The organism is Parapedobacter luteus (genome assembly GCF_900168055.1).
GTDB classification, from domain to species: Bacteria; Bacteroidota; Bacteroidia; order Sphingobacteriales; family Sphingobacteriaceae; genus Parapedobacter; species Parapedobacter luteus.
Window position 1 is genome coordinate 30072 of record NZ_FUYS01000010.1, and the last position, 26545, is coordinate 56616.

Consider the following 26545-nt stretch of genomic DNA (forward strand, 5'->3'; position numbering starts at 1 on the left):
TTGGCCGGTTGTTGCTTAGTCGGTCAGCACGCTAACTTAAGAGATTGCTTTTGACGTACTGGTAGCTTTTGGCGATACTCTCAAAGGGATCGATGGTGATTAAGTCTTGCTCCACGAATGCGTATCGCAATCCGGCCGCTTTTTCTTCCGCCAGTATCTTTTTAAAGTCAATGCTTCCTGTTCCCACTTCCGTGTAGGTAATTGTCGAAGTGATTTCCATCACGGGCCTGCTGTCGTAATCAGGCCCGGTTACTGTTTCGGTGTTGGCCTTATCCATGTCTTTGATATGCCAGAGCGGAAAACGGCCAGGATGTTTTTCAAAGTAAGCAGCGCTGTCTGTGCCGGATTTTTCACTCCAGAACAAATCCAATTCAAATACGACCAAGTCTTTGTCGGTATTGTCAATAAGAATATCCAGGCCTCTGCGTCCGTCTGCTAACGTACGGAATTCCCAGAAATGATTATGATAACCAATCTTGACGCCGGATTGAGCCGCGAGTTCGCCCCCTTTATTGAGCTGATCGGCCATGAAAAGATAATCATCGACGGTAAGCTTATCAATAAGCAGAAACGGTGGTACCGGCGCTATCACATATTGTTGACGTAAGTGGGCAGCGATATCAATGGACGCTTTTAAGGTGTCCAGATTGCCGTTTCCTGGCGTCAGAAAATCGGAAAGATCGTAGTGTCCGCTGTAGGTTTTTAATCCATAGTCGCTTAGTAATGCAGTCAGGTTTTTAACGGATAATCCCCAGAAGGAAGCCCCACTGCCACTGTTGATTTCAGCGCCGAAGGTCTCTACATGGTCATAACCTATCTCGGCAACGCGACTAAGTGTTGCCGATGCATCACCGGCCAGTTGGTCGCGCAATGTGTACAGTTGTAAGCCGATTTCCTCAACTGTGATGGCCGGTGCATTGGACGATGAGCAGGATAGCCAGGAAGGTGCAAGATAGGCTGCGGCGAGTCCGGCTCCAGCTTGTTTCAAAAATGTACGTCTGTCGGTATTCATGTGTTTATTTTTTTGTCCGGAGCTGGCGTGTGCTCACCCGCGGAAAAGTAGGCTAATTTAAGTCTTCAAGATTAAAATTCAAATCATATCTGTCAGTCAGCGGCGGCTATCCGCTGAAATAGCCATATGCGGCCAGAATAAGTACGATGATCCCCAGTGAAAAAATTACATCCCATTTGTTCCAGCTCGCGCGGCTTTCTTTTCGGTGCTCATCCGTGATGGTGCCGAACGTCAGTCCGGCTATTTTTTCATATGCAGGCGCAGTCGTAGCGTAGCTCACTACAAACATCACCATCAAGCTGATAAGGAAAATGATAAGGCTGTAATACTGGAAGAACATGTTGTTTATAATCCATAGGAACGAGCCTTCCGGATAAGTGAATCCACTGGACAGTTTAACGGGCGTATCAATCGCCAGCCGCAGCAAACCCAATAAGAAGCCCGTATAAAGTGCGGCCAGGCATCCTTTGGCGTTGAGCCGTTTGTGGAAAATACCTGCAAAGAAAACCACCGCAATGGGCGGTGCGAGATAAGATTGCACCCCCTGTAGGTAATCGTATAAGCCTTTGCCGCCCCGTATTACGGGTATCCATAGCAGACCGATGACAATCATAACCACTGTGGCGACACGGCCAACCCATACCAGTTTTTCCTGCGGCACATTTGGGCGGAGTTTGGAATAAAAATCTATCGTAAACAAGGTAGAGGAGGCGTTGAACGCTCCGGCAAGCGAGCTCATCAATGCAGCCAATAATCCGGCGACGACGAGACCTCGTATCCCAGCGGGAAGGATATTGGCGACCATCAGTGGAAACGCCTGCTGCGCATTATCACGGATAATTTCGCCATCGGGTCCGATCAGTTGCTGGGTCAAGGCCGGAATCTTTCCGCTTGAGGCCAGCGCGTAGCAGATAATGCCAGGGATAATAAAGATAAACACGGGGAAAAGTTTAAAGAACGCAGCGGCGATGGAACCTCTACGGGCTTCCGTTTCGTTGGGGGCTCCCAGTACGCGCTGTACAATATATTGGTCGGTCGTCCAATACCACAAGCCGATAATAGGCGCACAGAATAGCATACCCACCCATGGATAATTATCGTTGAAATACCACGCCATGCGGCCTGTTTCCTTGACCGGGCTCCAGGTACCTTCCACGCCTTCGGGTACCAATGGCTTCCATAGGTTGAACATTTCGTCGTCTACCGCGGCGCGGAGGTTATCCCATCCTCCCATAGCCTGTAGGCCAAGGATGGTCACCAAAGCCGAACCAAAGATGAGAACAACCGTTTGGAATGCTTCAGTATACGCTACGGCCTTCATGCCCCCGATTGCTGTATATAGGCCAGTGAGGACGATGATAAGCACGGAGCCCACCCAAAAGCTGTCGAGGCCCATGAAGCCGATTTCGGGAAGCAGCACCATAAACACCATCCCTCCGGCGTATACGCCTACGGCGAGCTTTGTCAGCACATAGGCCACAAGCGAAATGGCGGAAAGCACGGTCCGCGCAGTAGGCGAAAAACGCTTTTCCAGAAACTCAGGCATTGTAAATACCTTTGAACGCATGTAAAATGGCACCAGCACCCACGCGAGGACAAGCAAACACCACGCGTGGAGCTCATAATGAGCCATGGCGACGCCATCTGTTGCACCTGACCCGGCGAGGCCTACGAGGTGTTCAGATCCGATGTTTGATGCGAAGATCGATGCGCCGATGACAAACCAGCCCAGGCTTTTGCCGGCTAAAAAATACTCCTGCGCTGAATCTTTTTTCTTTCGCATTGTCCAGGCGGCGATGCCTGCAATCAGCAGGAAATAGATGCCGACGATTATCCAATCTAGTGTCTCAAGGAGTTGCATAACGGGTTATAATTTGAGGTTAATCAATGGGTGTTGTAATAGCCTTCATTCCATCGAATTTCTTTTTGAAAGTCTGCCAGATGGGTGTTTTTTCCGATATGGAGCAGCTCGATGTTGGCTATGTTTGCAAAGTCCCGGAAGTGGTCAATGGTCAGGTTTTGGCTATAAACGGTATGGTGTGCTCCGCCGGCGTATATCCATGCGCTACATCCGGTTTTCATGTCAGGCAAAGGCCTCCACAACACGCGCGCTACCGGTAGTTTAGGCAGCTGGTTTTGTGGTTCTTGGGCCTCGACTTCATTGACCACCAGTCTAAAACGGTCGCCCATATCGACAAGGCTGGCATTAAGGGCTGGGCCGCCGGCCGCATCAAACACAAGCCGTGCCGGGTCATCTTTACCGCCAATCCCCAGGGGATGGACCTCCAACGAAGGCTTACCCTTGGCCAAGGCGGGATCCACTTCCAGCATATGTGCACCGAGCACCAACGTGTTTGAAGGATCGAGATGATACGTATAGTCTTCCATGAAGGCATTGCCCCCCGGTAAGCCGGAGGCCATAGCTTTTGCAGCGCGCACCAGCGCCGCGGTCTTCCAATCCCCTTCTCCGGCGTAGCCAAAGCCCGCCTGCATGAGCCGTTGCGTCGCGATGCCGGGAAGTTGTTTCAAGCCATGTAAGTCTTCAAACGTATTGGAAAACCCCTTAAAACCGCCATCCGTGAGAAATTGCCGCAGGCCGAGTTCGATCTGAGCTGCGTCACGCAGATTTTGACGTTTATCGCCTCCTGCCTGCACGTTGGGGGCTAAGGAATACGTGTGCTCGTATTCTTCAATCAGCGCGTCGATTTGGCTTTCAGTGATTTGGTTGACGATTTTTACTAAATCACCTACGGCATACGTGTTGACTGAAAACCCAAATTGGGTTTCTGCACTTACTTTGTCGCCGTCGGTGACCGCTACATATCGCATGTTGTCACCGAAACGAGCAAATTGCGCACCTTGCCAATCGTGCCACGCCGCAGCAGCGCGGGCCCATACATTGATTTGGTCAATCAGCTCATCGTCTTTCCAATGGCCGGTAACCACCTTACGATTGATTCGCATTTTTGAAACGATATGGCCAAATTCCCGATCGCCGTGCGCACTTTGGTTGAGGTTCATGAAGTCCATGTCAATACTGTTCCACGGAATATCCCTGTTGTATTGGGTGTGGAGATGCAACAACGGTTTATTGAGAATGTTCAATCCCCGTATCCACATTTTGGCAGGAGAGAATGTGTGCATCCATGTGATGATGCCGATGCAATTTGGCGAGTGGTTGGCGTCAGCAATGGTATCGTAAATTTCCGCTGATGTTTTGACGATAGGCCTGAAGCGTACCTTCACCGGAATTTGGCCGGCCTGGTCGAGGTAATTGGCAATCTCCTCGGCATGTGCAGCAGCCTGCCTTAGTGTTTCCTCCCCATAAAGGTGTTGGCTTCCTGTGAGAAACCATACTTCTAAATTTTTAAGATTGATCATATATTTCGTTAATTCGTGTCTTGCTATGTGGCTTTCGGCTTCGGCTTGACTATTGTCCGTAGTACGAATCAGGCCCGTGCTTACGTTCAAAATGTTTTTTAATGAGCGCGTCTTTCAATCGTGGTGCATCCGGATTGATCTGCTCGGTGAGCGTGGCCATTTTGGCAACATATTCCAGTACAGCGCTATTGTACACCGCCTTTTCTGCTGTTTTCCCCCATGTAAACGGGGCATGGCTTCCGACAAGAATCATTTCCACTTCCTCGTAGTTGAGCTGATGTTCTTCGAAATGGTTGAGAATCTGGAATCCCGTTTCATACTCATAGTTGCCCGCGATCATTTCGTCGGCCATGGGCGGCGCGCAGGGGATGTCCATTGTCAAGTGGTCGGCATGCGTAGTGCCATATATGGGGATGCCGCGCAGGCTTTGTGCCCATGCCGTGGCATACGTCGAATGTGTATGCACAATGGCACCGATTTTTGGCCAGTGTTTATACAGGACCGCATGGGTTTTCGTGTCCGAAGACGGACGTAAATCACCTTCGACAGTAACCCCTTCAAAATCGACGATAACCATTTTGTCAGGTGTGAGGTCGTTATACGCTACGCCGCTGGGTTTAATCGCAAACACGCCGGCTGCATGGTCGGCTACGCTGACATTGCCAAAGGTAAACAAGACAAGGCCCAACTGCGGCAGCTGCATATTGTGCTTGTATGCGGCCTGCCTGATTTCTTCGTAGTTGTTTGTCATGGTCATTTAAATGGTTATTTGCGTTTCGATGAAGTCACCAAAGCTGCTATATTGCGTATACCGCTTGGCATATATTGCCGTATGCTGGAGGTTCGGGTGATATTCCATGTCGAATCCCTGGCCCATTTGCTGCATGGCCTCTTCTACACAGCTGAATACACCAGCGGCAGTCGCAGCGAACATCGCAGCGCCTATGGCACACGTTTGTTCTGAGCGATGCACTTTGATGGGCATGCCGATGACATCGGCCATCAGCTGCATGACGAACGGCGACTTACGGGGTATTCCTCCCAGCGCAATCAACCCTTTCACAGGAATGCCTTGTTCGATAAACCGGTCTACAATCTTTTTCGCGCCGAAAGCCGTAGCCTCCACAAGCGCTCGGAATAGGCGGGGTGCATCAGACGCCAAATCGATGCCCATTATGGCTCCCTTCAATAGCTGGTTGGCATCTGGCGTACGCCTGCCGTTGAGCCAGTCGATCGCTAATTCACTGTCGGTTGACGGCGTGAGCAGCGCAGCCTGTTTGCTGAGCTCGACCAAGATTTGTTTTTCCAGCCGCTCTGCAACGTCAGTCGAAACCTTTTGATCAAAGCCTCCCATTAGTGCTTTCAAGGGCCATATCAATAGGTTTTTGAACCAGGCGTAGGCATCACCGAAAGCAGACTGGCCAGCTTCAAGCCCAATCATACCGGGGATGACAGAACCATCAACTTGACCACAGATACCTTGCACCAATTTTCCCGCCATTTCGGATTTGGGGGCCACCAAAATATCACACGTGGAAGTACCGATAATTTTGCTGAGGTAGTAAGGTTCGATCTGTCCGCCTACGGCACCCATATGGCAGTCGAAGGCACCTATGCCCACTACTACGTTGGTGGCAAGGCCTAATTTTTCAGCCCAGGATGCACTTAAGGTTCCAGCCCCTTGGGCTGCTGTGAAGGTTTCGGCAGGTAGTTTGCCCGTAAACCCGTCCAACAGTGGATCCAGCGAAGCAAAAAAATCGTTCGGCGGAAATCCGCCAAATTCAGCGGCCCATAATGATTTATGCCCGGCAGAGCAAACGCCGCGCTTGATTTGAGTAACGTGGTTCCCGCCGCATAGCAAGAAAGGGATCCAATCACAATGTTCCACCCACGAGTGGGTGGCCTGACGTACCTGTTCATCCTGCCGGAAAATATGGAGAAGTTTGGCCCAGAACCACTCAGAAGAATAAATACCACCTACATATTGCAGGTAGTTTGTTTCAAATCGCCCGGCATGTGTATTAATCTCTGCTGCTTCCTTCACGGACGTGTGGTCTTTCCAAAGCACAAACATGGCGTTTGGATTGTCGGCAAATTCTGGGCGCAAGGATAGGGGCATCCCTTGCTGGTCAACAGCAACAGGTGTAGAACCGGTCGTATCTACCGAAATACCAACAACATTTTTGGCGATGGTATTGCCCGCTTGAGTCACGCATGAGCGAATCGTGTATTCCAGCCCTTCGATGTAATCGAGCGGGTGTTGTCTAAATTGATTTTGCGCCGGATTGCAATACAAACCCGCTTTCCAACGCGGATATTCAAAAACGGATGTCGCTATTTCCGTGCCATCAGCAGTACTTACCAATACAGAACGTACAGAATCTGTTCCAAAATCTACGCCTATAACATAACTGATATCCATAAAGCTAACTGGTTAGTCGTGTCAAATTAACATTTAATCAATGACAATTAAAAGCAAAACGAAATAAAATTTTATTTATTGCGCGTGTCTGTTTGGCTAATATTCAGGATTTGATACGAAATTCAGGAATTTTGTAAATTTTTCCTTATACGTCGCCTTATCCAATTTATAGTAAAAAGCTCCTTTTTTTGAGTTTTCTTTATCTTTGTCTAATTGTTTAATGAGCAATCCGGTAGAACGTAGCTTCCGTGTAAAATTGCGTTTATCCAACTCCACGTCATATACTTGTTCATATAACGTCATGATTTGCGGAATGGTAAATTTTTCGGGGAGCAACTCAAAGAGGATAGGATGTAATGCTGCTTTATAACGCAATTTATTCTTTGCATTTTGCACCATCTCGTCGTGGTCGAAGATGAGCTTAGGCACCCGGTTTAAGGGAAACCATTCTGCACGATAATCATCACTAAGTTGTTTTTCATACTTTTTGATATCAATAAGCGCAAAGTATGTGATACTGACCGTACGTTCGATAGGATCCCGATTTGGTTTGCCGAAAACTAAGAGCTGCTCCATGTAGACATTTTCCAGCCCCGTGAGCTGCTTTAAAACGCGGGAAGCCGCATCTTCGGGTTTTTCATCCGATTGGACAAAACCACCCATTAAGCTCCATTTGTTTTTTTCCGGTTCAAACCCTCTCTTTATCAATAACAATTTAAGTTCATATCCATCAAATCCGAAAATGATGCAGTCTACCGCAACAAGGATGCGGCTCTGTTTTATGTATCTTGTCATAATTCTTGGTTTTCACCATTCGAAGTTAATGCAATAATAGTGGATTCAAATGGGATTGTTTGACATAAATTAGCTTTTTAACATCAAATATTGTCGGAATTTATAGTGATATGTTGTCCGGAAATGACATTATTTTATCATGTCTTGATTTGTGTGCGTAAAATCAAGACTTTCGATGTGATTTTAAAAATCTGTAAATGAATAGGTTGTGCGGTGTCTAAAAATCATGCGCGACTTTTTTTAATTGTTTTCTTGACGTTTAATTAAAATTGTCCGAATTTAGTGATACCGATTCGTGTTGATCCGAAAGCGGCCCAATTATAACTAAATTGATAGGACGATGCTGGTTATCTATTTACTTCTTAGCATTCTCTTCCACGCTTGTATTGTCATTGCCGAAGGTGCTCACATCCTTGTTATTCCGGATGCGTCAGCGATGCCGCGGCTCGGGCAGTCGGGCAAGCGCTTTACATTGTACCATTTCAAAATTTAACGTAGAACCATGACACTTCATTTAAGGAAACAGCTGGTGAGCATTTTGGCGTGCGGCGCAACATGTCTGACGGCCGAGGTTGGGTTTTCACAGCAGCCTATCGTCACATTTTCAAACCAACCGTCTGACATCACCATCAGCAGGCATATTTACGGCCATTTTGCTGAACACCTTGGCCGGTGCATATATGACGGCTTCTATGTCGGGGAGAACAATACCACTGTACAGCATACAGCCGGAGTTCGGAATGATGTGGTAGAAGCACTTCGTAAGTTAAATATTCCCAACCTTCGATGGCCCGGAGGCTGTTTTGCCGATACCTATCATTGGAAGGACGGGATTGGCCCCAAGGAGTCGCGCCCAGCGATCGTCAACACGTGGTGGGGTGGAGTGACCGAAGACAATAGCTTTGGTACGCACGATTTTCTGGACATGTGCGAACTGTTGGGCGCCGAACCTTACCTTGCTGGTAATGTAGCGACCGGCGAAGTGCAAGAACTGGCAGACTGGGTACAGTATGTGAACCATGGCGGCAGAAGTCCGATGGCTGACCTACGTCGTGAAAATGGACGTGACGAACCTTGGGATGTCAAGTATTGGGGGGTTGGTAACGAAGCATGGGGATGCGGCGGTAACATGACGCCAAACTATTATGCCGATGTATACCGGCGGTACGCGACGTTCATGGCCGACTGGAACAATTCGGGGGGGATCTTCCGAATCGCGTCAGGAGCGAATAGTGGAGACTATAATTGGACGGAGACACTCATGAAGAATATCCCCCACCACCTTTTGGAAGGGGTCGCGTTGCACCACTACGCTGTAATCGACTGGAGTAACAAAGGGCCGTCGACTACTTTTTCTGAGGAACAGTATTTCCGGACGATGAAGTCGGCTTGGCATATGGAAGAACTGGTGCGCAAACATAGTGCTATCATGGATAAGTATGACCCTGACAAGAACGTCGCCTTGGTGGTTGATGAATGGGGTGGCTGGTATGACGTGGAGCCTGGCACCAATCCGGGATTTTTGTTTCAACAAAACACCATGCGCGATGCGATGATAGCAGGCATTACACTCAATATTTTCAATAACCATGCAGCGCGCGTACGCATGGCCAATCTTGCTCAAACCATCAATGTACTTCAGGCTGTTATCCTCACCGAAGGCGAAAAGATGTTGTTGACGCCGACTTACCATGTGATGGAAATGTACAAAGTACATCAAGATGCAAGGCTGATACCGGTGGAAGTACAAACCGGGGCTTACAAGTTTGGCGATGAGGAGGTACCGGCAGTGTCGGTGTCGGCTTCGTTGGATAGCTTGGGTAATACCCACATTTCGCTGGTCAATATCCATCCAACCGAAGAACAGCGGGTTACGGTAAACCTGGACAAGACGTATGGCAAGGTGGAAGGGCGGGTACTGACGTCCGGCGACCTGAAAGACCATAATACCTTCGAGCACCCGGATCGGATTCAGCCCGCCGTGTTCAATGATGCTCAGCTGAAGGACAAAATGTTGGACGTGCGGTTAGCACCGTTCACAGTTGTTGTACTCACATTACACGGATCATGAATGCGTTGAAGCCAAAAAGCGGTGTCGGAAGATTGAGGGCTGAGCAAAGAAGGTTTCTGCGGTATCGGGTAAAATAAAGGAAGGACTCCGTAGTGACTTATTTGAGCAGAGCGGCGAAAAAGGTCGCTCTGCTTTTTTTATCAAAATCCCATGAAGTGGAGGTGTGCTGGCTGTCCCTGGGGAGCTTTTAACAGTCTTTTTTATTGAATTGTATTTAATATTTGATAGTTTTAGAGTTATTCTACCAAGTTAGACGATAATTGGCTGCTTAAGCGAAAAACAACAAAGACATATAAGTGTTTATTTAACGATAAAAGTTGCAGCTACCTTTTTGCACGGCTTTTGTCGCCAGGGAACGTTTATGATTTGCCTTTCACGAAACCAATTTATGAGTCTTAAACAGGCCTATTGTTTTTTGTGTTTTGTTTTTTCCGTAGGAAAGACGTTGCTATCGCTTATCCGTAATACATAAATATTTATCAATAACCCTTTAATTATTAACTTATTAAAACACACAATTATGATGAAAAAGTTAGTTGAGCGTGTTCCTATTCGGGTGGATTCTTGGATAGGTGCAGCCGTATTGTTCCGAATCCAAGGAAAGCGGATTGATGGCTGCCGCATGTTATCTTTTTTGCTACTCACGGCTTTATGGATAGCTATGTCGATTTCCGGAAATCCATTGTTTGCACAGGAAGGTACGCTGACCGTTCAAGGAAAAGTGACGGATGCGCAGGGTGGGCCTATTGGCGGAGTATCAGTTGCTGTGGCCGGAAGCACAACGGGTACAGCGACAAATGATGAGGGAAACTACAGTTTGGAAGTAACCAAAGGAAGTTCGCTGGTCTTTTCATTTGTTGGCTATGTTTCCCAGACCATTACCGCTGACCGCGAACGGATAGATGTCCAATTGGAGGTAGACGCTTCCATGTCTAACCTGGAAGAAGTGGTTGTCGTTGGCTACGGTACACAGCGGCGGGAGACGATTACCGGTTCTGTGGCTTCGGTAAAGAGCTCTGAATTGATGAAATCGCCTACGGTAAACGTCTCCAACGCGTTGGCGGGGCGCCTGCCAGGTGTGGTGGCCACCCAGGGGAGCGCAGAGCCCGGATATGACGGTGCTGCCATACGGATACGGGGCACGAACACGTTGGGCAACAGCGGCCCGCTGATTGTCATCGATGGTATCCCGGCTCGGGCAGGCGGGTTCGAACGGCTGAACCCGGCAGACATCGACAACATATCGGTACTGAAGGACGCATCCGCGGCCATTTATGGTGCCCGTGCGGCCAATGGGGTTATCCTCATCACGACAAAACGTGGCCAAACCGGTAAGCCATCGCTTTCCTATACGTTCAATCAGGCGTTCTCTCAGCCAACGGTCATTCCTAAGCTGGCAAATGCCGTGCAGTATGCGGAAATGCGCAACGAATTGGAAGTTTTCAAATTGCCCGTGGCGGAATGGTCGGCTGCACAGGCTGCGTTGGATGCGACTGGGACCTACACCCGGGCAGACGGCTCCGTGCTCACGGCACCATTTTCGCCGGAAGACATCCAGTTGTTTGCCAGCGGGACAGACCCGTGGGGACACCCCAATACCAACTGGTTTGATGCTACCTTGAAAAATTGGTCGCCCCAGTCGCAACACAATCTGCAAATCAATGGCGGTACCGAAGATATTAAGTACTTAACGTCCATCGGCTACCAAAATCAGGATGCATACTACCGGAATTCTGCGACGGGTTATTCGCAATACGATATACGGGTAAACTTGGATGCCAATATCAATAAGTATGTCACCACAAAAATCGGCATATTGGGCCGTCAGGAGGACCGCGAGTTTCCCACCAAGTCGGCAGGGACGATTTTTCGGATGCTGATGCGCGGTATTCCCACCGAACCGGCGTACTGGCCAAACGGTTTGCCGGGACCGGATATCGAGTACGGAGAGAATCCGGTGGTGATCACGACCAACCAAACCGGCTACGACCGCGATAGGAGATATTATTTCCAGACAAATGGGGAAGTAAATATCACCTTGCCATGGGTGGAAGGGTTGAAATTCACCGGTACCGCATCTATTGATAAGTACCAGCAGAAAACCAAGCGTTGGGAGGTTCCTTGGTTTCTGTATACGTGGCAGGGCGATTACGAAGATGACGGTGTCACCCCGCTGCTGGTACGGGGGCAGCGTGGCCCCGCCGATCCACGCCTGACCCAGGGAGACGAAGACCAGATGAATGTCTTGCTGGGGGGTGTGCTGTCTTATGACCGCACCTTCGGTGACCACACGTTGAACCTGCTCGCCGGTGTAAACCGGGAGACCGTTCGGAACGACAACTTCGAAGCGTTCCGCCGCTACTTTATCTCCAACAGTATCGACTACCTGTTTGCCGGTGGAGAAGCGGAAAAAGACAATGACGGCGGCGCTTGGGAGCAAGCTCGGCTCAATTACTTCGGCCGTGTAGGATACAACTACAAAAGCAAGTACATCGCCGAATTCCTATGGCGATACGATGGTTCTTATATGTTTCCAGAAAGCAGTAGGTACGGCTTTTTTCCAGGCGTCATGGCGGGCTGGATGATTTCCGAAGAGAACTTTTGGAAGGACAATGTGCCCGTTGTCAATTACCTCAAGCTGCGGGGTTCGTACGGACAGATGGGTAATGACCAGATTTACTTCGATCATGACAACGACGGCACACAGACCCTGCAGGAATACCAATACTTCTCTACCTATGGTTTTGGTACTTATGTCATCGGCAATAACCTGGTGAAGACGCTGTATGAAAGCCGCGTCCCTAACTTGTTTGTAACCTGGGAGGTGGCCAACAACTATAACGTAGGGTTAGACGGGCAGCTGATGGATGGCAAATTCAACTTCACGGTCGAGTGGTTTAGGAACAGAAGGGAGAGCATCCTGTGGCGGAGGAATGCTTCTATTCCTCAAACGACCGGGATGACCCTGCCAGCCGAGAATATCGGCATCGTAGAGAATGGCGGGTGGGATTTAAGCGTGGGCTATACCAACCAAATCGGCGAATTGAATTTAAATGTCAGTCTGAACGGTGGATTTGCCAAGAACAAAATCCTTTTCTGGGACGAAGCTCCCGGTGCGCCTGAATGGCAGTTGTCTACCGGAAGAACCATCAACTCGCAGCTGTATTATATCTATGATGGCGTATTCCGTGATGAGGCAGACATTGCTGCCAACACCATTGATTACAGTGCTGTCACAAACTCCTTGCGGCCGGGCGATATGAAGTTTGTCGATTATGACGGAGACGGAGCCATCACACCTGACGACCGCGTAAGGCGTGATAGGAACACCATACCAACGTTTCAGGGCGGGTTGAATATAGGTATGCAATACAAAGGGTTCGATTTAACGGTGCTCTTCCAAGGAGCGGCAGGTGCCGAACTGCGCGTAGGGACAGACGAGTCTGGTGCCATCGGAAACTACCTGCTTGATTTTTACGAAAACCGCTGGCGGGTGGATGCGCCCAGCAGTGAACACCCTCGTATCACAGACCGCAGCGACCAATATTACTCTTCCGGCAACACCTATTGGCTGCGGAGCACAGACTACATCCGGTTAAAAAACCTGGAGCTGGGCTATACGTTTCCGGCACAATGGATGGAATCTGCAGGAATCAGTAATCTGCGGATCTACTTGAGCGGGTTTAACCTGTTGACCTGGAGCTCAGTCGGTGTATTGGATCCGGAATCCACTAATCAATTGGGGCATTATTATCCACAAGCGCGGTTGTTGAATACCGGCATTGCTGTTACCTTTTAAACCAAAGAAGAAGATGAAACGAATTAAAAAATATCATGCGTTTGTACAGTGTCTGTTGGTCGTCATCATGAGCTGTACGGTGGCTTGCAACGATAATTTTGTAAGCACAAGGCCGTTGGGTGAAGTGTCTGATGAAGATACATGGCAAGATGCCGGATTGGCAGAAGCTTTCGTCACAGAGATCTATAACGGCTTCGGCCAAGGTGGGTTCGATGAGGAAATGTTAGCTTCGTTATCAGACGAGGCGATGTTTACCCATCCGGGTCGAGGAATTAACACCATTACGGAGGCCCGTTCAAACGATGCTGATCTCGGCTGGAACAGCCAGATCAGTGCGGGTACCCACAATTGGGGCAACCTGTACAGGCGTGTCCGGGCAACCAATATCGCTATACAGCAACTGGCAGACCCGCAGTTTGACAATTCTTCAAACATAGCGACGCGGTTGACGGGCGAGGCCCATTTCCTCCGCGCGTTCTTCTATTCCGAATTGCTTCGATACTATGGAGCGGTTCCGTTGGTCGACAGCGTGTATGGGCTGGGACATGACGATTACACCATTGCACGGAATACATTTGAAGAAAATGTGGAATTTATCGTTGCTGATTGCGATAGGGCTGCCGAATTGCTGGCCGATGCACCTGTGGTTGATGGCCGGGCGTCGGTAGCTGCCGCCTTGGCTTTGAAGGCCCGTGTGCTGACCAAGGCAGCGAGTGATCTGCACGATATTCCGACGGCGTCTGCCAATTCGGAAATCATCGCCAACTATTCAAATCCTGAATACCTGGGTTATACCAGCGGCAACCGTATGGAACGATGGCGGCGTGCCCAAGCTGCCGCAAAGGCTGTTATGGATGCTTTCGGCCCGGGATATTTGATGGGCCTGACCGAGCCGGTCACACCTGAGGAGGGTACGGCCAACTACCTTTCCATGGCTATGGCTGGCGGCAGTAATGCGGTACCCGCCGATGGCAAAGCAGATCTCATATTGGGCAGGTTCTTTATCGATCTTAAAGATGAGGGCGGAAATTACGTGGGCAGGAATAACGGTCCTAACGGGTATCACAATTGGGCGGGGAATACACCAACCCAACAGCTGGTCGATGATTATGGTATGGCTGACGGCAGGCCGTTCGATTGGGGGAATCCGGCGCACGCGGCTGCACCCTATATCAACCGGGATCCGCGTTTCTACGCTACCATCCTTTATGACGGGGCAGACTGGAAACCGCGTACAGCCGATGTGGCGGGCCGGGATCCAGCAAACCAGATCCAAACCGGACAGTATGAGGTGAGGCAAGGGGGGAACACTGTGATTCACTACGGCTTGGATACCCGCAACAGCAGCGTGGAAGACTGGAACGGCACCCATACCGGTTACTATATGCGTAAGTTTATCGACCCCGATCCGGCAGTGGTTGACCAAAATACCCGTCAATTCATCCCATGGCCGGTATTGCGTTTTACGGAGGTTGTGCTGAATTATGTGGAGGCCAGCATTGAACTGGGCGACGAAGCCGAAGCGAGGACATGGCTTAACCGCATTCGCTTCCGCGCAGGGATGCCGGCCATTACAGCGTCTGGGGATGCACTGCGGGATACCTACCGTAATGAGCGGCGCATTGAACTGGCTTACGAAGAGCATCGGTTTCACGATGCACGCCGCTGGATGATTGCAGCCGAAACGTTGGGAAGGAAGGTAGGCATTATCCGCATACTCGGAAGGTTGAAAGCCGGAAGCAACGTGTCGCTATATCGGTACGATCCGGAAAATTATGATTATACCTACACCGTGGGCACGGTCGACCCGGGTATCGAAAACCGGCAGTGGCTGGATAAGATGTATTTCATTGCCATCCACCGCGATGAGATGAACCGTAATAATCAATTGGTACAGAATCCGGGCTATTAGGCCTCTTCCGAAAACCTGCCAACTGAAAGGGGTGTCCAACACATTGGGCACCTCTTTTCCTTTCCTGACCCTACTGCCAAACGGTGGAGGCCTGAATAATGCCTTTTTGATCTGTCCTGCAAATTATATTGCACATAAAAGGAATTTAGCTAAGTTTGTATATCATATTATAAGCTAAACCCGTTTGAGAATGAAGTCATGGACAATTATTTTGATGGCCTTATTGCTAAAAAACACAATAAGTGTCGGTTCGACAACTAAGGGGGAAACCAGTCGCTAGAAAATTCGGTGATTTACCAGAATCCAGAGTGGCCTACTACGGGGGGAAGCGGGGCGATTGGCTATTAAAAGAATAAATGATGCTTAAGTTAACACATATGTGGGTAGCTAAAATTGCGTTTCCTGCCGCTGCAACGCTCTTATGGTCTTGTACGGGTATCCAACAGCCACCTAGTAATGAGCAAGGCGAGCTAGCCGACGGTTACCGGCTCGTCTGGTCTGACGAGTTCAATGTGGATGGTCCTGTGGATACGGCCAACTGGCGTTTCGAAAAGGGCTTTGTGCGAAATCAGGAAGACCAGTGGTATCAGGAAGACAATGCCTATTGCAAAGACGGTTTGCTCATTATTGAAGCACGCAAAGAAAGCAAGCCAAATCCGACGTATGAGTCGGGCAGTGAACACTGGGGGCGCTCGCGGCCTATTATAGAATATACTGCGGCCTCCATTAATACGCGGGGCAAGCAAAGCTGGCAATATGGGCGGTTTGAAATGAAGGCCCGCATTCCGATAGGTGGCGGGTTATGGCCAGCCTTTTGGACCTTGGGCGTAGCAGGGGAGTGGCCATCCAACGGCGAGATAGACATTATGGAGTATTACCGGGGAATGATTTTGGCAAACATCGCTTGCGGCACGCAAGAACGGTGGAACGCCGAGTGGTATAGTGAAACAAAAAATGTGGACTCTCTCGGCGGTGCGGAATGGGCAAGCCGGTTCCATATCTGGAGAATGGATTGGGATGAGACCGAAATCGCCCTGTATGTAGATGACTTATTGATGAACCGCGTGCCGTTGGAAAAATTGGTGAACAAGGACGGCACGGGTTTCAACCCATTCAAGCAACCCCATTATATCTTGTTGAACTTTGCTTTGGGGGGCATGAATGGAGGCGAAATCGATGACAGCCTATTGCCCGCGAAATACGAAATTGACTACGTAAGGGTTTATCAGCAAAATACGGCCGATTAACTGGATCACATATCGTATTCGGCTGCCCGATGAAAGCCGTAAATGCTAAAGATAGTCGGTATATTTGGTAGCCATGAAAATGCTTCGCATTTTGCAAATTCAACATGAAGTGATGTGGCTTATGAAAATAACATTTTTAATTGCGGCACTGATGTCATCGCTCCTTATGCCTGGTTTTTCGCAGTATCGCGCGCTGGGACTTCGGGTAAAAACAGACGTGCCGCTGGATTCCATTCGCTTGAGTGACCCGTTCATTTTGGCAGATAGCAACACGGCTACGTATTATATGACCGGCACGGGAGGTCAGCTATGGAAAAGCAAGGATTTAAAAACATGGACCGGACCTTTTACGATCATCCAGCACGATCCAGCATCGTGGATGGGACCACAACCTATGGTCTGGGCTGCAGAATTGCATGCCTATAAAGGCAAATATTACAACTTTGCCACATTCACGAATCGGGGTCAAAAGATCGATACGGTCAAAGGCAATGTCATTGAGCGCCGAGCTTCCCACGTTTTAGTCAGTGATAAACCTGATGGCCCGTATGTTCCGATGCAAGATTCTATTTATCTACCAGCCGACAAGCCGACGTTAGATGGCACATTTTGGATAGACCAGGATGGCAAGCCGTATATGATTTATTGCCATGAATGGTTGCAAAATTGGAATGGCACCATGGAAAAGATTGAATTAAAGCCTGATTTAAGTGGTTCGATTGGCGAGGGCAGGTTGCTTTTTCGAGCAAGTGATTCGCCTTGGAGTAAAGAACATGATGAAGCAGGGAATATCGTTCCAAATAAAGTCACCGACGGGCCTTTTTTGTTTCGTACGCAGACCGGAAAATTGGGTATGCTATGGACAAGTTGGGTGTTTGATGTATATACTCAGGGTGTGGCGTATTCGGAAAGTGGCGCGTTGGATGGTCCTTGGATTCATGAAAAAGAACCGATCACACCACCAAACTACGGACATGGTATGCTGTTCCGGACATTTGAAGGTAAACTTCTTATGGCCGTACATAGCCACAGTGTGAGCGAGGACGGACGTTATATACGTATTCCTCATCTTTTTGAAGTGGATGATGCAGGGGATAAAATCGTTGTACGCGCCCCGTTTCAATGACAGCGTTTGCCTGTCCCGGTTATCTTTTCGGTGCCAAAAAAATAGTTGTTTGTTTGACGTTTATTGCGTTCTTTTATATATTTGTATTACGCCACAAGGCAGAGCCAACTATAAACGGAATCCACTGGAGAATAGAAGTGACATCCTCAAAAAAGCACGCTTATGCGCATTATTTTTTATTTCCTGACAGCTTGTGTTGTCGGTTCATGTAGCAATAAAATTGGTGATGAGCCGCTGCCCAGCCCGGACGGCCGTATCACAGTTAGTGTATGGCTGAATGCCAGTGGCCAAGCCCGGTATGCGCTTCTTTATCAGGGCAAGACATTGCTCGATAGCTCAGAATTGGGCTTAAAAACGACCACGGCGGATTTTACAAAAGACTTAAAGCTGGTCGGCAAATCGCCCGTTGAGCAGGTGAACGAAGCCTATGAGACGGTGAACGCCAAGCGTAGGCATAATCGATATCGCGCTACCAGGAAAACCTACCGGTTCCGGAATGCCGAGGGGCAGGGATTCGACGTTGTTTTTCAGGTTTCCGATGATGGTGTTGCATTTCGTTATCATTTCCCGTATGTGGAGGGCGATGGTATACAGGTGCTGGATGAACGGACGTCCTTCCATTTCCCGCCGCAGGCAAAAGGCTGGCTGCAGCCTGTGGCCGTTGCCAAATCGGGATGGGAGCAGACCAACCCGTCTTATGAGGAACACTACGAGCAAGGTATACCCGTGGGCACGCCGGAGCCTACCGGCGCGGGATGGGTGTATCCTGCGCTTTTCCAAATAGACAGTACGTGGGTGCTCATCACTGAAGCCGGTCTCGATGGCCGGTACTGCGCTACGCGTCTCCGGTCTGAATCGCCGGAAGGCGAATACCGCGTAGGCTTCCCGGATGACCGGGAGGTGATATCCGAAAACGGCCTGCTGCCCCTATCTGATGTGCCATTCTATTCGCCCTGGCGGGTCATTGCCGTCGGTTCATTGGCAACCATCGTGGAGTCCACGTTGGGGCTCGATGTCGCAGAAAGCGCCATCGACATAGACAAAAGCGCCGTCAAACCGGGTAAATCATCATGGAGTTGGATCAATTCGAAAGACGACTATATCACCTACGATGAACAGCGCAAATACATCGATTTCGCGGCAGACATGAATTGGCAGTATTGCCTTGTTGATGTGAATTGGGACCGCAAAATCGGCTACGATAAAATCAAGGAGTTGGCCGATTACGCGGGCGACAAAGGGGTGGGGTTGCTGCTCTGGTACAATTCGGCAGGCGACTGGAACACGGTGAAGTATTCGCCGAAAAACAAGCTGCTGACACCTGAAAGCCGTACTGTCGAATTCCGTCGCATCAAGGACATGGGTATCAAAGGGGTAAAAATTGATTTTTTCGGCGGTGACGGTCGTTCTGTCATCCAGTATTATATCGATATATTGAACGATGCTGCCAAGCATGGCCTATTGGTCAACTTCCACGGAGCTACGCTGCCCAGAGGCTGGTCGCGTACGTACCCGCACTTGATGACGGTTGAAGCCGTAAGGGGATTTGAAATGGTGACGTTCGGACAGGAGGACGCTGATAAGCAAGCAACGCTTTCGACCATCCTCCCTTTTACAAGAAACGCATTCGATCCCATGGATTTCACGCCGATGAACCTAAATAAGGTTTACACCCCCGTGCAGCGCCGCACCACACCCGCATTTGAGTTGGCAACGAGCGTATTGTTCCTTTCGGGTATACAGCACTATGCCGAATCTCCGGAGGGGATGTCGACGGTGCCGAGAAGCGTAAAAGATTTGCTGCGGACATTGCCGGATTCCTGGGATGATGTGCGTTTTGTCTCGGGCTACCCGGGACGGGACGTAGTCATCGCACGTCAGGCTGGCAGCCGATGGTATGTTGCAGGAATCAATGGCGAGGCAGCTCTTAAGCAAATCGCTGTCGACTTACAAGCGTTTAAAGGGATGAAGAAAGCCATGTTATATACCGATGATGTAGCAGGCGAGGGGTTTCGGCAAATGGAAATCCCTATAGCGTCTACACCAATTGAGCTAAAACCCAATGGCGGGTTTTTGATGGTGCTGGAGTAAATACGTCATGCGGTAAATTTCAAGTTGGAGCAATCGACAATATTTCCGGTTGTTGGATTTTTGACCTAGGGGCGTGAGCGGAGCGGGCGTCCCAGTCAAATCCAGTAACTGGAAACGACTGAATTCGCCGTACACCCGAATAAAATGTCGCCTTGCCGGTTCACGGGATCTTTCTTATCTTGGCCCCAAAGATCACCAATTGACAAGTTGAATTATGAACACCAGCAGAAGAAAATTTTTGGGCACAATGACAACGTTGGCAGCGACCGCCGGAGCAGCGTCCGCTTTCCCGGGTACGTTTTCCATCGGGAGCTTCAGGCAGCAAACAGTACGAGTGGGGCTGATTGGTGCGAACGGCATGGGATGGTCCAACCTCAACTCTATACTGAAAGTGCCTGGCGTGCAGTGTACGGCGCTTTGTGACGTGGATGCCAACGTGCTGAATAAGCGATCCGAAGAATTGAAGGCACGTGGTATCACCCCGAAATTGTATGCGAAGCATGAAGATTTGTTGGCCGACGGGAATGTCGACGCCGTCATTATCGGTACGCCCGATCACTGGCACTGCCTGCACCTAATCGACGCCTGTGCGGCAGGAAAGGACGTGTATGTAGAGAAACCGCTTGGAAACTCCATCGTGGAATGCAACGCTATGGTAGCCGCTGCTGCCAAATATGGCCGTGTCGTGCAGGTTGGGCAGTGGCAGCGCAGTCAGCAGCACTTCAGGGACGCCATGGATTTTGTGCACTCCGGAAAATTGGGCAAGATTCGCTTGGTGAAGGCATGGGCGTACCAGGGCTGGATGAAAAGCATTCCCGTCAAGCCCGATGGCCCGGTGCCCCAAGGGGTGGATTATGACCGTTGGCTGGGGCCAGCCAAGCAAAGGCCGTTCAACCCCAACCGTTTCCATTTCGAGTTTCGCTGGTTCTGGGATTATGCGGGCGGCCTGATGACCGACTGGGGGGTGCATATGCTTGACTTTGCGCTGATTGGTATGAAAGCCACCACGCCGAAGTCCATCATGGCTACCGGCGGGAAGTTCGCTTATCCGGATGATGCCGCCGAAACGCCGGATACGCTAACCACGGTTTATGAATTTGATGACTTTACCGTGCAGTGGGAACACGCTAACGGCATCGATGGGGGGCCTTATGGACGCAATCATGGTACGGCATTTATCGGCAATTTCGGTACGCTCGTCGTAGACCGGGGTGGCTGGGAAGTTATTCCTGAAGGAGACCGGATGGAAGCGGTGCCGCTCCAAGAACGCCAAGACAATGGATTGGATATGCATACGGCTAATTTTATTGACGTTGTACGCTCGCGGAAGCTGGACGCTTTGCATGCACCTATCACTGCTGGTGCGCATATCGCCATCTTTTCCCAGATGGGCAATATTGCCTACCGCACGGGCGAAAAGATCTATTGGGATGCACAGAAGGGACAGTTTAGCAGCCGTGAAGCGAATAAGCTATTGGCGGCTGAATACCACAACGGGTATAAAATCCCCCGCTAAGAATACCGATTTGGCCCTGCTATATCAGTCTATATCGGGTAGCTTTGCGGTTATTGGCCTTGTTATGAAGATGAAACCAATGATATAACTGATATGATGCTTTTGATCCGTATGAGACCATACATGATTGCATTGCTGGCTTGCTGGTTTATTCCGCTGACGCTCCAAGGCCAGTCTTCAGACCGTGAGCGATGGCTGGCGCATCTCGATAGGCTGGCCCGTCCAGTGATTCAGCACCTGGCTGAAGACCAACTGAAAGCACGCATGCCAGTAGCGCTCGCTCCTGGCATTGACAATCCCTCACACCGCACTGATGTATCTTACCTGGAGGCTTTTGGGCGTACGCTTTGCGGTATCGCGCCCTGGATACAGCTGGAAGGCGGGGATGCCAAGGAAGTGGAGTTGCGAGACCAATACCGTGCCTGGCTGCTCAAGGCAGTGAGCAATGCGGTCAACCCGCAGGCCAAGGATTACCTGCTATGGAAGGGCGGGCAGCCATTGGTGGACGCGTCGTTCTTTGCGCTCGGCCTCATCCGTGCGCCCTGGATTTGGGAGCACCTTGCTGAGACCGATCGCCAGCGGGTGGTGGAGGCGCTGTTGCAGACACGCGATGTGGTACCGGTTTATAGCAATTGGATATTGTTCTCGGCGATGATAGAAGCCTTTTTTTGCCAATACAACCTTCCGTATGACCCCGTGCGTATAGAATATGCCCTCCGTACGTTTGCCCAGCACTGGTATACCGGCGATGGGATGTATGCAGATGGCATGCAGTTCAGGATGGATTATTACAACAGTTATGTCATCCAGCCTTATATGCACGCCATCCTTTCCGTGATGGAAGGGAAAGGTAAAAAATACGACTATGCGTCACGTGATTTTGCACGCATCAGTAGACGTTATGCTGAAATACAGGAACGTCTGATTAATACGGATGGTACGTTTCCTGTCATCGGGCGTTCTATCGTGTACCGTGGCGGGGCGTTCCAGCATTTGGCTGATATGGCGTTGCGAGGAAAACTGCCCGAGTCGCTCCATCCCGCTCAGGTGCGGGGAGCACTTACGGCCGTCATTGAGAAGACCACTGAAGCGCCCGGCACGTTCAATGCGGAGGGCTGGCTTAATATCGGTTTATACGGGCAGCAACCGTCAATTAGCGATTTTTATATTACGACGGGCAGCCTGTACCTTTGTTCGGCTATCCTTCTGCCCCTGGGCCTGCCCGAAACTGATACGTTCTGGCAAGGGGAACCTAAGCCGTGGACGGCCGTAAAAGTGTGGAATGGTGAAGATGTAAAGGCTGATCATGCACTAGATATTTATTGACATGAAGTATACACCCCGTTATATCATTGGTGCTACACTGGTCTGCTTTCAAGCGATGTCGGCACCGGCCCAGGATATTCCCGGCAAAGAACAGGTTGTCGAGATTATCCATCGGGTCAATGAATATTGGCAATCTCTTCATAAACCACAAGAATGGGCGTTCTGGGATGTTGCTGCTTACCATACCGGCAACATGGCAGCGTATGAGGCCACGGGAAACGCGGCATACCGTGATTATTCCGAAGCCTGGGCCAGTCACAATCAGTGGAAAGGCGCCAAGTCCGATGACCGGTCGACATGGAAGTACCACTACGGCGAGTCTGATGAGCATGTGCTGTTTGGTGATTGGCAAATCTGTTTTCAGACGTATATAGACCTCTTCCACCTTGATCCGGATAGTGCCAAGATCAGGCGGGCCATGGAGGTGATGGAATACCAGATGAGTACGCCCAACGAAGACTATTGGTGGTGGGCGGACGGCCTTTACATGGTAATGCCCGTCATGACCAAGTTATATCATGTCACAGGCAATACGCAGTACTTGGAGAAACTGCATGAATATTTCAGCTATGCGAAGGCACTCATGTATGATGACGACGAGCATCTGTTTTATAGGGATGCCAAGTATGTTTACCCCAAACATAAGAGCGTAAATGGCAAAAAGGACTTTTGGGCACGTGGCGATGGGTGGGTGTTTGCGGGATTGGCTAAGGTACTCCAGGACTTGCCGGCGGATTACCAGCATCGGGCGGAATTTGAAACGGTATACCGTGATATGGCGGGTGCAATCATGCGCAGCCAGCAGGCCGAAGGGTATTGGACACGCAGTATATTGGATCCGGAGCATGCGCCTGGGCCAGAGACTAGCGGCACGGCATTCTTCACCTACGGATTGCTTTGGGGCGTCAACAACGGCTACCTCGACCCGGCAACATATACGGTGCCGGCTATCAAGGGCTGGCAATACCTGGCTACATTTGCTCTGCAGCCTGATGGGCGGGTGGGTTATGTGCAACCCATCGGCGAACGGGCCATTCCTGGGCAGACGGTAGATGCCAATTCAACGGCTAATTTTGGAGTGGGTGCTTTTCTGCTGGCAGCCACCGAGCTACTTGATTATGTCGAACGCCGGCAGGACAGTGTCTTTGCCTTCTCCTATTTCAAGGGCAATGGCGAAGATGGTTTACACCTGGCCTACAGCTATGATGGCTTTAAATGGGCCGCCCTGAATAATGACCAATCATTTTTAAAACCGGAGCTGAGCGATGATAAATTGATGCGCGATCCCTGCATTATCCGTGGCGGCGATGGGCGTTTCCATATGGTGTGGACCGTAAGCTGGACCGACCGGGGGATCGGTTATGCATCGTCCGACGACCTCATTCATTGGTCCGAGCAACAGTACATCCCAGTGATGGCTCATGAGCCGGATGCGCGAAACTGCTGGGCACCCGAAATCACGTACGACCCCGACCGCGGGATTTATATGATCTATTGGGCTACTACCATACGAGGTCGCTTCCCCGAGACACAAATCGAAGCGGATAACGGCTACAACCATCGGATGTATTACGTGACCACCAGCGATTTCAAAACGTTCAGTGAGACCAAGCTGTTTTATGATCCCGGCTTCAACGTGATTGATGCCACCATTGCACGCGATGGCAACCGCTGGGTAATGTTTCTGAAGGATGAAACCCGTGAACCGGCACAAAAAAATCTAAAGGTTGCCTATGCGGAAAGCATGGAGGGACCCTACAGTAAAGCCAGCGAACCGATTACAGGGGACTATTGGGCCGAAGGGCCGACAGCGGGCCGTGTCGGCGGTGAGTGGGTTGTATATTTCGATAAGTATATCATGCATCGGTATGGTGCTATCGCATCCAGGGATCTAGTGAATTGGCGCGAAGTATCTGAAAAATTGGCCATGCCTGACGGTATTCGCCACGGGACGGTTTTCAAAATCAGTAGAGAGGAGCTGGCACGGCTGGAAGGTATTCAACGATAAACCGACTAGAATTAATAAACGCTGCGGCCGGTTGGCAAAAAGCCGGGCGGCTTTCTTGCAAAAGGCGCTCACCTTTTTAGCAAAAGGCGCCCGCCTTTTAGTAAAAAGGTGGGCGCCTTTTTTGCCGAAGTCTTTTATTCTCCCGCCGAGCTTTTTTCTAACTCCTTCGCGCTTTCTTCGACCTTCCTGGCTAGCTCAGCCTTGTAGTTTAGCAGGTTCTGTGCGATTTGTTCGTCCGATACAGCCAATATTTGTGCAGCGAGGATGCCCGCATTTTTAGCGGCATTGAGCGCTACCGTTGCCACCGGGATGCCGTTGGGCATTTGCAAAATGGAGAGTACCGAATCCCAGCCATCGATGGAGTTGGATGACTTGACCGGCACGCCGATGACCGGCAAGTGCGTAATGGACGCCACCATGCCGGGCAAATGGGCAGCACCCCCGGCACCAGCTATGATGACCTTCAAGCCCCGCGAGGCTGCGCTTTTGGCGTAATCAAACATGCGGTCGGGCGTACGGTGCGCCGATACGATGGTCACTTCTACGCGAGCTCCCAATAGTTTCAATACGTCCACGGCATCCTGCATGACGGGCAGGTCAGACTTACTGCCCATAATGACGCCTACTTCCGGTATAGCTGGTTTTGCTGTCATTTATCTATTTATGTTATTATCATTATCACCCATCACGTAATCACCCGAAGGGTTTGCTGCACTTTCCTTGCCGTACTGATGGCGGCCTCGCGGTCTTCATTGATGACGCATACGTGGCCCATTTTGCGGAAAGGCTTGGTGAATTTCTTGCCATACAGGTGCAAATATACACCTTCCATCGCTAAAATCTCTTCAATACCTTCATAACGGGCCAATCCGTCATGGCCGGCTTCGCCCAATAGGTTGACCATCACGGCGTTGCTCCGTGTGGCGGTGTTGCCCGGGGGCAGGTTGAAGATGGCACGCAGGTGTTGTGCAAACTGCGAAGTGAAGTTGCCTTCGATACTTTGGTGCCCGCTGTTGTGCGGACGCGGCGCGAGCTCATTTACCAACAGTTGTCCGTCTTTGGTGAGAAACAGCTCCACAGCCAATAAGCCGACGATTTGCAGGTCTTCAGCGATTTTCTTGGCCAATAGCTCTGCGCGCTGTTGGATTTCAAACGGCAACGTAGATGGCGAGATCAGAAATTCCACCAAATTTGCCTCAGGATTGAACTCCATTTCTACACAGGGAAAGGTAGCCACATCACCATCATCATTGCGCGATACGATGATGGCCAGCTCCTTGTCAAAATCTATCCACTGCTCAATGAGACTGGGGGCCTCGAAAGCATCTTCTATATCCGCTTCGCTGATAATTTTCTTCACTCCGCGGCCATCGTAGCCGTCTCTGCGGAGCTTTTGGATATAAGGTAGCGGAATAGATGCATTGTTCAGGCTCTCTTTGGACGAGATCAGCTGGAAAGGCGCTGTAGGGATATCATTTTGCTTGAAAAATTGCTTTTGTAGCCCCTTATCCTGAATCAACCGGATGATGCGTGACTGAGGATATACCATCACGCCCTCCTCTTCCAGTTTTTCGAGTGCATCGACATTAACCTTCTCGATTTCGATGGTTATCATGTCCAAGCCCTTGCCAAATGCATATACGGTGTCAAAATCATCCAGCGCACCCTGGACAAAGCGGTTGCACAGGTCGCGGCAAGGTGCATGTTTATCCGGATCGAGAATATGGATAGTCACATTGAAATTGATGGCTTCTTGGATAAGCATACGGCCCAGTTGTCCACCACCGAGGATACCCAATTGTAATTCGCCATAAAAATCTTTTGCCATAATCGTATAAG

Annotated in this window: 18 protein-coding genes; 10 read left to right on the forward strand and 8 right to left on the reverse strand. The window is 50.1% G+C overall.

The genetic code is table 11. The features are described from left to right. Positions 1-31: 31 nt before the first annotated feature. From B5X72_RS16425 to B5X72_RS16450, 6 genes are all read right to left on the reverse strand, one after another. The gene (locus B5X72_RS16425; RefSeq protein ID WP_079718012.1) at positions 32-1012 is read right to left on the reverse strand and encodes a sugar phosphate isomerase/epimerase family protein; all 981 of its coding nucleotides are present in this window, start codon (positions 1010-1012) and stop codon (positions 32-34) included. Positions 1013-1118: 106 nt separating this feature from the next. Further along, positions 1119-2873, reverse strand: coding sequence for a sodium:solute symporter (locus tag B5X72_RS16430; RefSeq protein WP_079718013.1), 1755 nt, complete (start codon positions 2871-2873; stop codon positions 1119-1121). A 23-nt stretch (positions 2874-2896) separates the two neighbouring features. Next, positions 2897-4393 carry an L-arabinose isomerase gene (gene araA, locus B5X72_RS16435; RefSeq protein WP_079718014.1) on the reverse strand — a complete coding sequence of 499 codons (1497 nt, stop codon included), beginning with the start codon at positions 4391-4393 and terminating at the stop codon, positions 2897-2899. A 49-nt stretch (positions 4394-4442) separates the two neighbouring features. Further along, complete coding sequence (gene araD, locus B5X72_RS16440; RefSeq protein ID WP_317043120.1) at positions 4443-5150, reverse strand: L-ribulose-5-phosphate 4-epimerase AraD; 708 nt, start codon at positions 5148-5150, stop codon at positions 4443-4445. After that, on the reverse strand, positions 5151-6815 hold the full coding sequence (locus tag B5X72_RS16445; protein WP_079718015.1) for a ribulokinase: 1665 nt from the start codon (positions 6813-6815) through the stop codon (positions 5151-5153). Between the two features lie 96 nt (positions 6816-6911). Continuing rightward, entirely contained in the window at positions 6912-7610 is a 699-nt protein-coding gene (locus B5X72_RS16450; protein ID WP_079718016.1) for an NUDIX hydrolase, read from the reverse strand. A 340-nt stretch (positions 7611-7950) separates the two neighbouring features. On the opposite strand from B5X72_RS16450, the gene B5X72_RS20840 reads away from it, so the two are divergent. From B5X72_RS20840 to B5X72_RS16495, 10 genes are all read left to right on the forward strand, one after another. Continuing rightward, positions 7951-8103, forward strand: coding sequence for a hypothetical protein (locus B5X72_RS20840; RefSeq protein WP_176146251.1), 153 nt, complete (start codon positions 7951-7953; stop codon positions 8101-8103). 9 nt (positions 8104-8112) lie between these two features. Continuing rightward, a complete protein-coding gene (locus B5X72_RS16455) occupies positions 8113-9681 on the forward strand; it encodes an alpha-N-arabinofuranosidase (RefSeq protein ID WP_079718017.1) in 1569 nt (522 codons plus the stop codon). Positions 9682-10201: 520 nt separating this feature from the next. Beyond that, complete coding sequence (locus tag B5X72_RS16460) at positions 10202-13480, forward strand: SusC/RagA family TonB-linked outer membrane protein (RefSeq protein ID WP_233632689.1); 3279 nt, start codon at positions 10202-10204, stop codon at positions 13478-13480. Between the two features lie 13 nt (positions 13481-13493). Continuing rightward, on the forward strand, positions 13494-15392 hold the full coding sequence (locus B5X72_RS16465) for a RagB/SusD family nutrient uptake outer membrane protein (protein ID WP_079718018.1): 1899 nt from the start codon (positions 13494-13496) through the stop codon (positions 15390-15392). A gap of 356 nt (positions 15393-15748) precedes the next feature. After that, complete coding sequence (locus B5X72_RS16470; protein ID WP_245826962.1) at positions 15749-16639, forward strand: glycoside hydrolase family 16 protein; 891 nt, start codon at positions 15749-15751, stop codon at positions 16637-16639. 73 nt (positions 16640-16712) lie between these two features. Beyond that, entirely contained in the window at positions 16713-17765 is a 1053-nt protein-coding gene (locus B5X72_RS16475; RefSeq protein WP_217698156.1) for a glycoside hydrolase family 43 protein, read from the forward strand. A gap of 162 nt (positions 17766-17927) precedes the next feature. Beyond that, positions 17928-19856 (forward strand): glycoside hydrolase family 97 protein, encoded by a 1929-nt coding sequence (locus tag B5X72_RS16480; protein WP_079718020.1) that lies wholly within the window; start codon positions 17928-17930, stop codon positions 19854-19856. A gap of 247 nt (positions 19857-20103) precedes the next feature. Beyond that, the gene (locus tag B5X72_RS16485) at positions 20104-21372 is read left to right on the forward strand and encodes a Gfo/Idh/MocA family protein (RefSeq protein WP_233632686.1); all 1269 of its coding nucleotides are present in this window, start codon (positions 20104-20106) and stop codon (positions 21370-21372) included. A gap of 111 nt (positions 21373-21483) precedes the next feature. Further along, positions 21484-22698 carry a DUF2264 domain-containing protein gene (locus B5X72_RS16490; protein WP_079718137.1) on the forward strand — a complete coding sequence of 405 codons (1215 nt, stop codon included), beginning with the start codon at positions 21484-21486 and terminating at the stop codon, positions 22696-22698. A gap of 1 nt (position 22699) precedes the next feature. Further along, complete coding sequence (locus B5X72_RS16495) at positions 22700-24706, forward strand: glycoside hydrolase family 88 protein (RefSeq protein ID WP_079718022.1); 2007 nt, start codon at positions 22700-22702, stop codon at positions 24704-24706. 134 nt (positions 24707-24840) lie between these two features. On the opposite strand, the gene purE is transcribed toward B5X72_RS16495, so the two are convergent. Next, a complete protein-coding gene (purE, locus tag B5X72_RS16500) occupies positions 24841-25359 on the reverse strand; it encodes a 5-(carboxyamino)imidazole ribonucleotide mutase (protein ID WP_079718023.1) in 519 nt (172 codons plus the stop codon). A gap of 32 nt (positions 25360-25391) precedes the next feature. Further along, positions 25392-26534, reverse strand: a complete 1143-nt coding sequence (locus tag B5X72_RS16505) for a 5-(carboxyamino)imidazole ribonucleotide synthase (protein WP_079718024.1) — start codon at positions 26532-26534, stop codon at positions 25392-25394. Positions 26535-26545 lie beyond the last annotated feature (11 nt).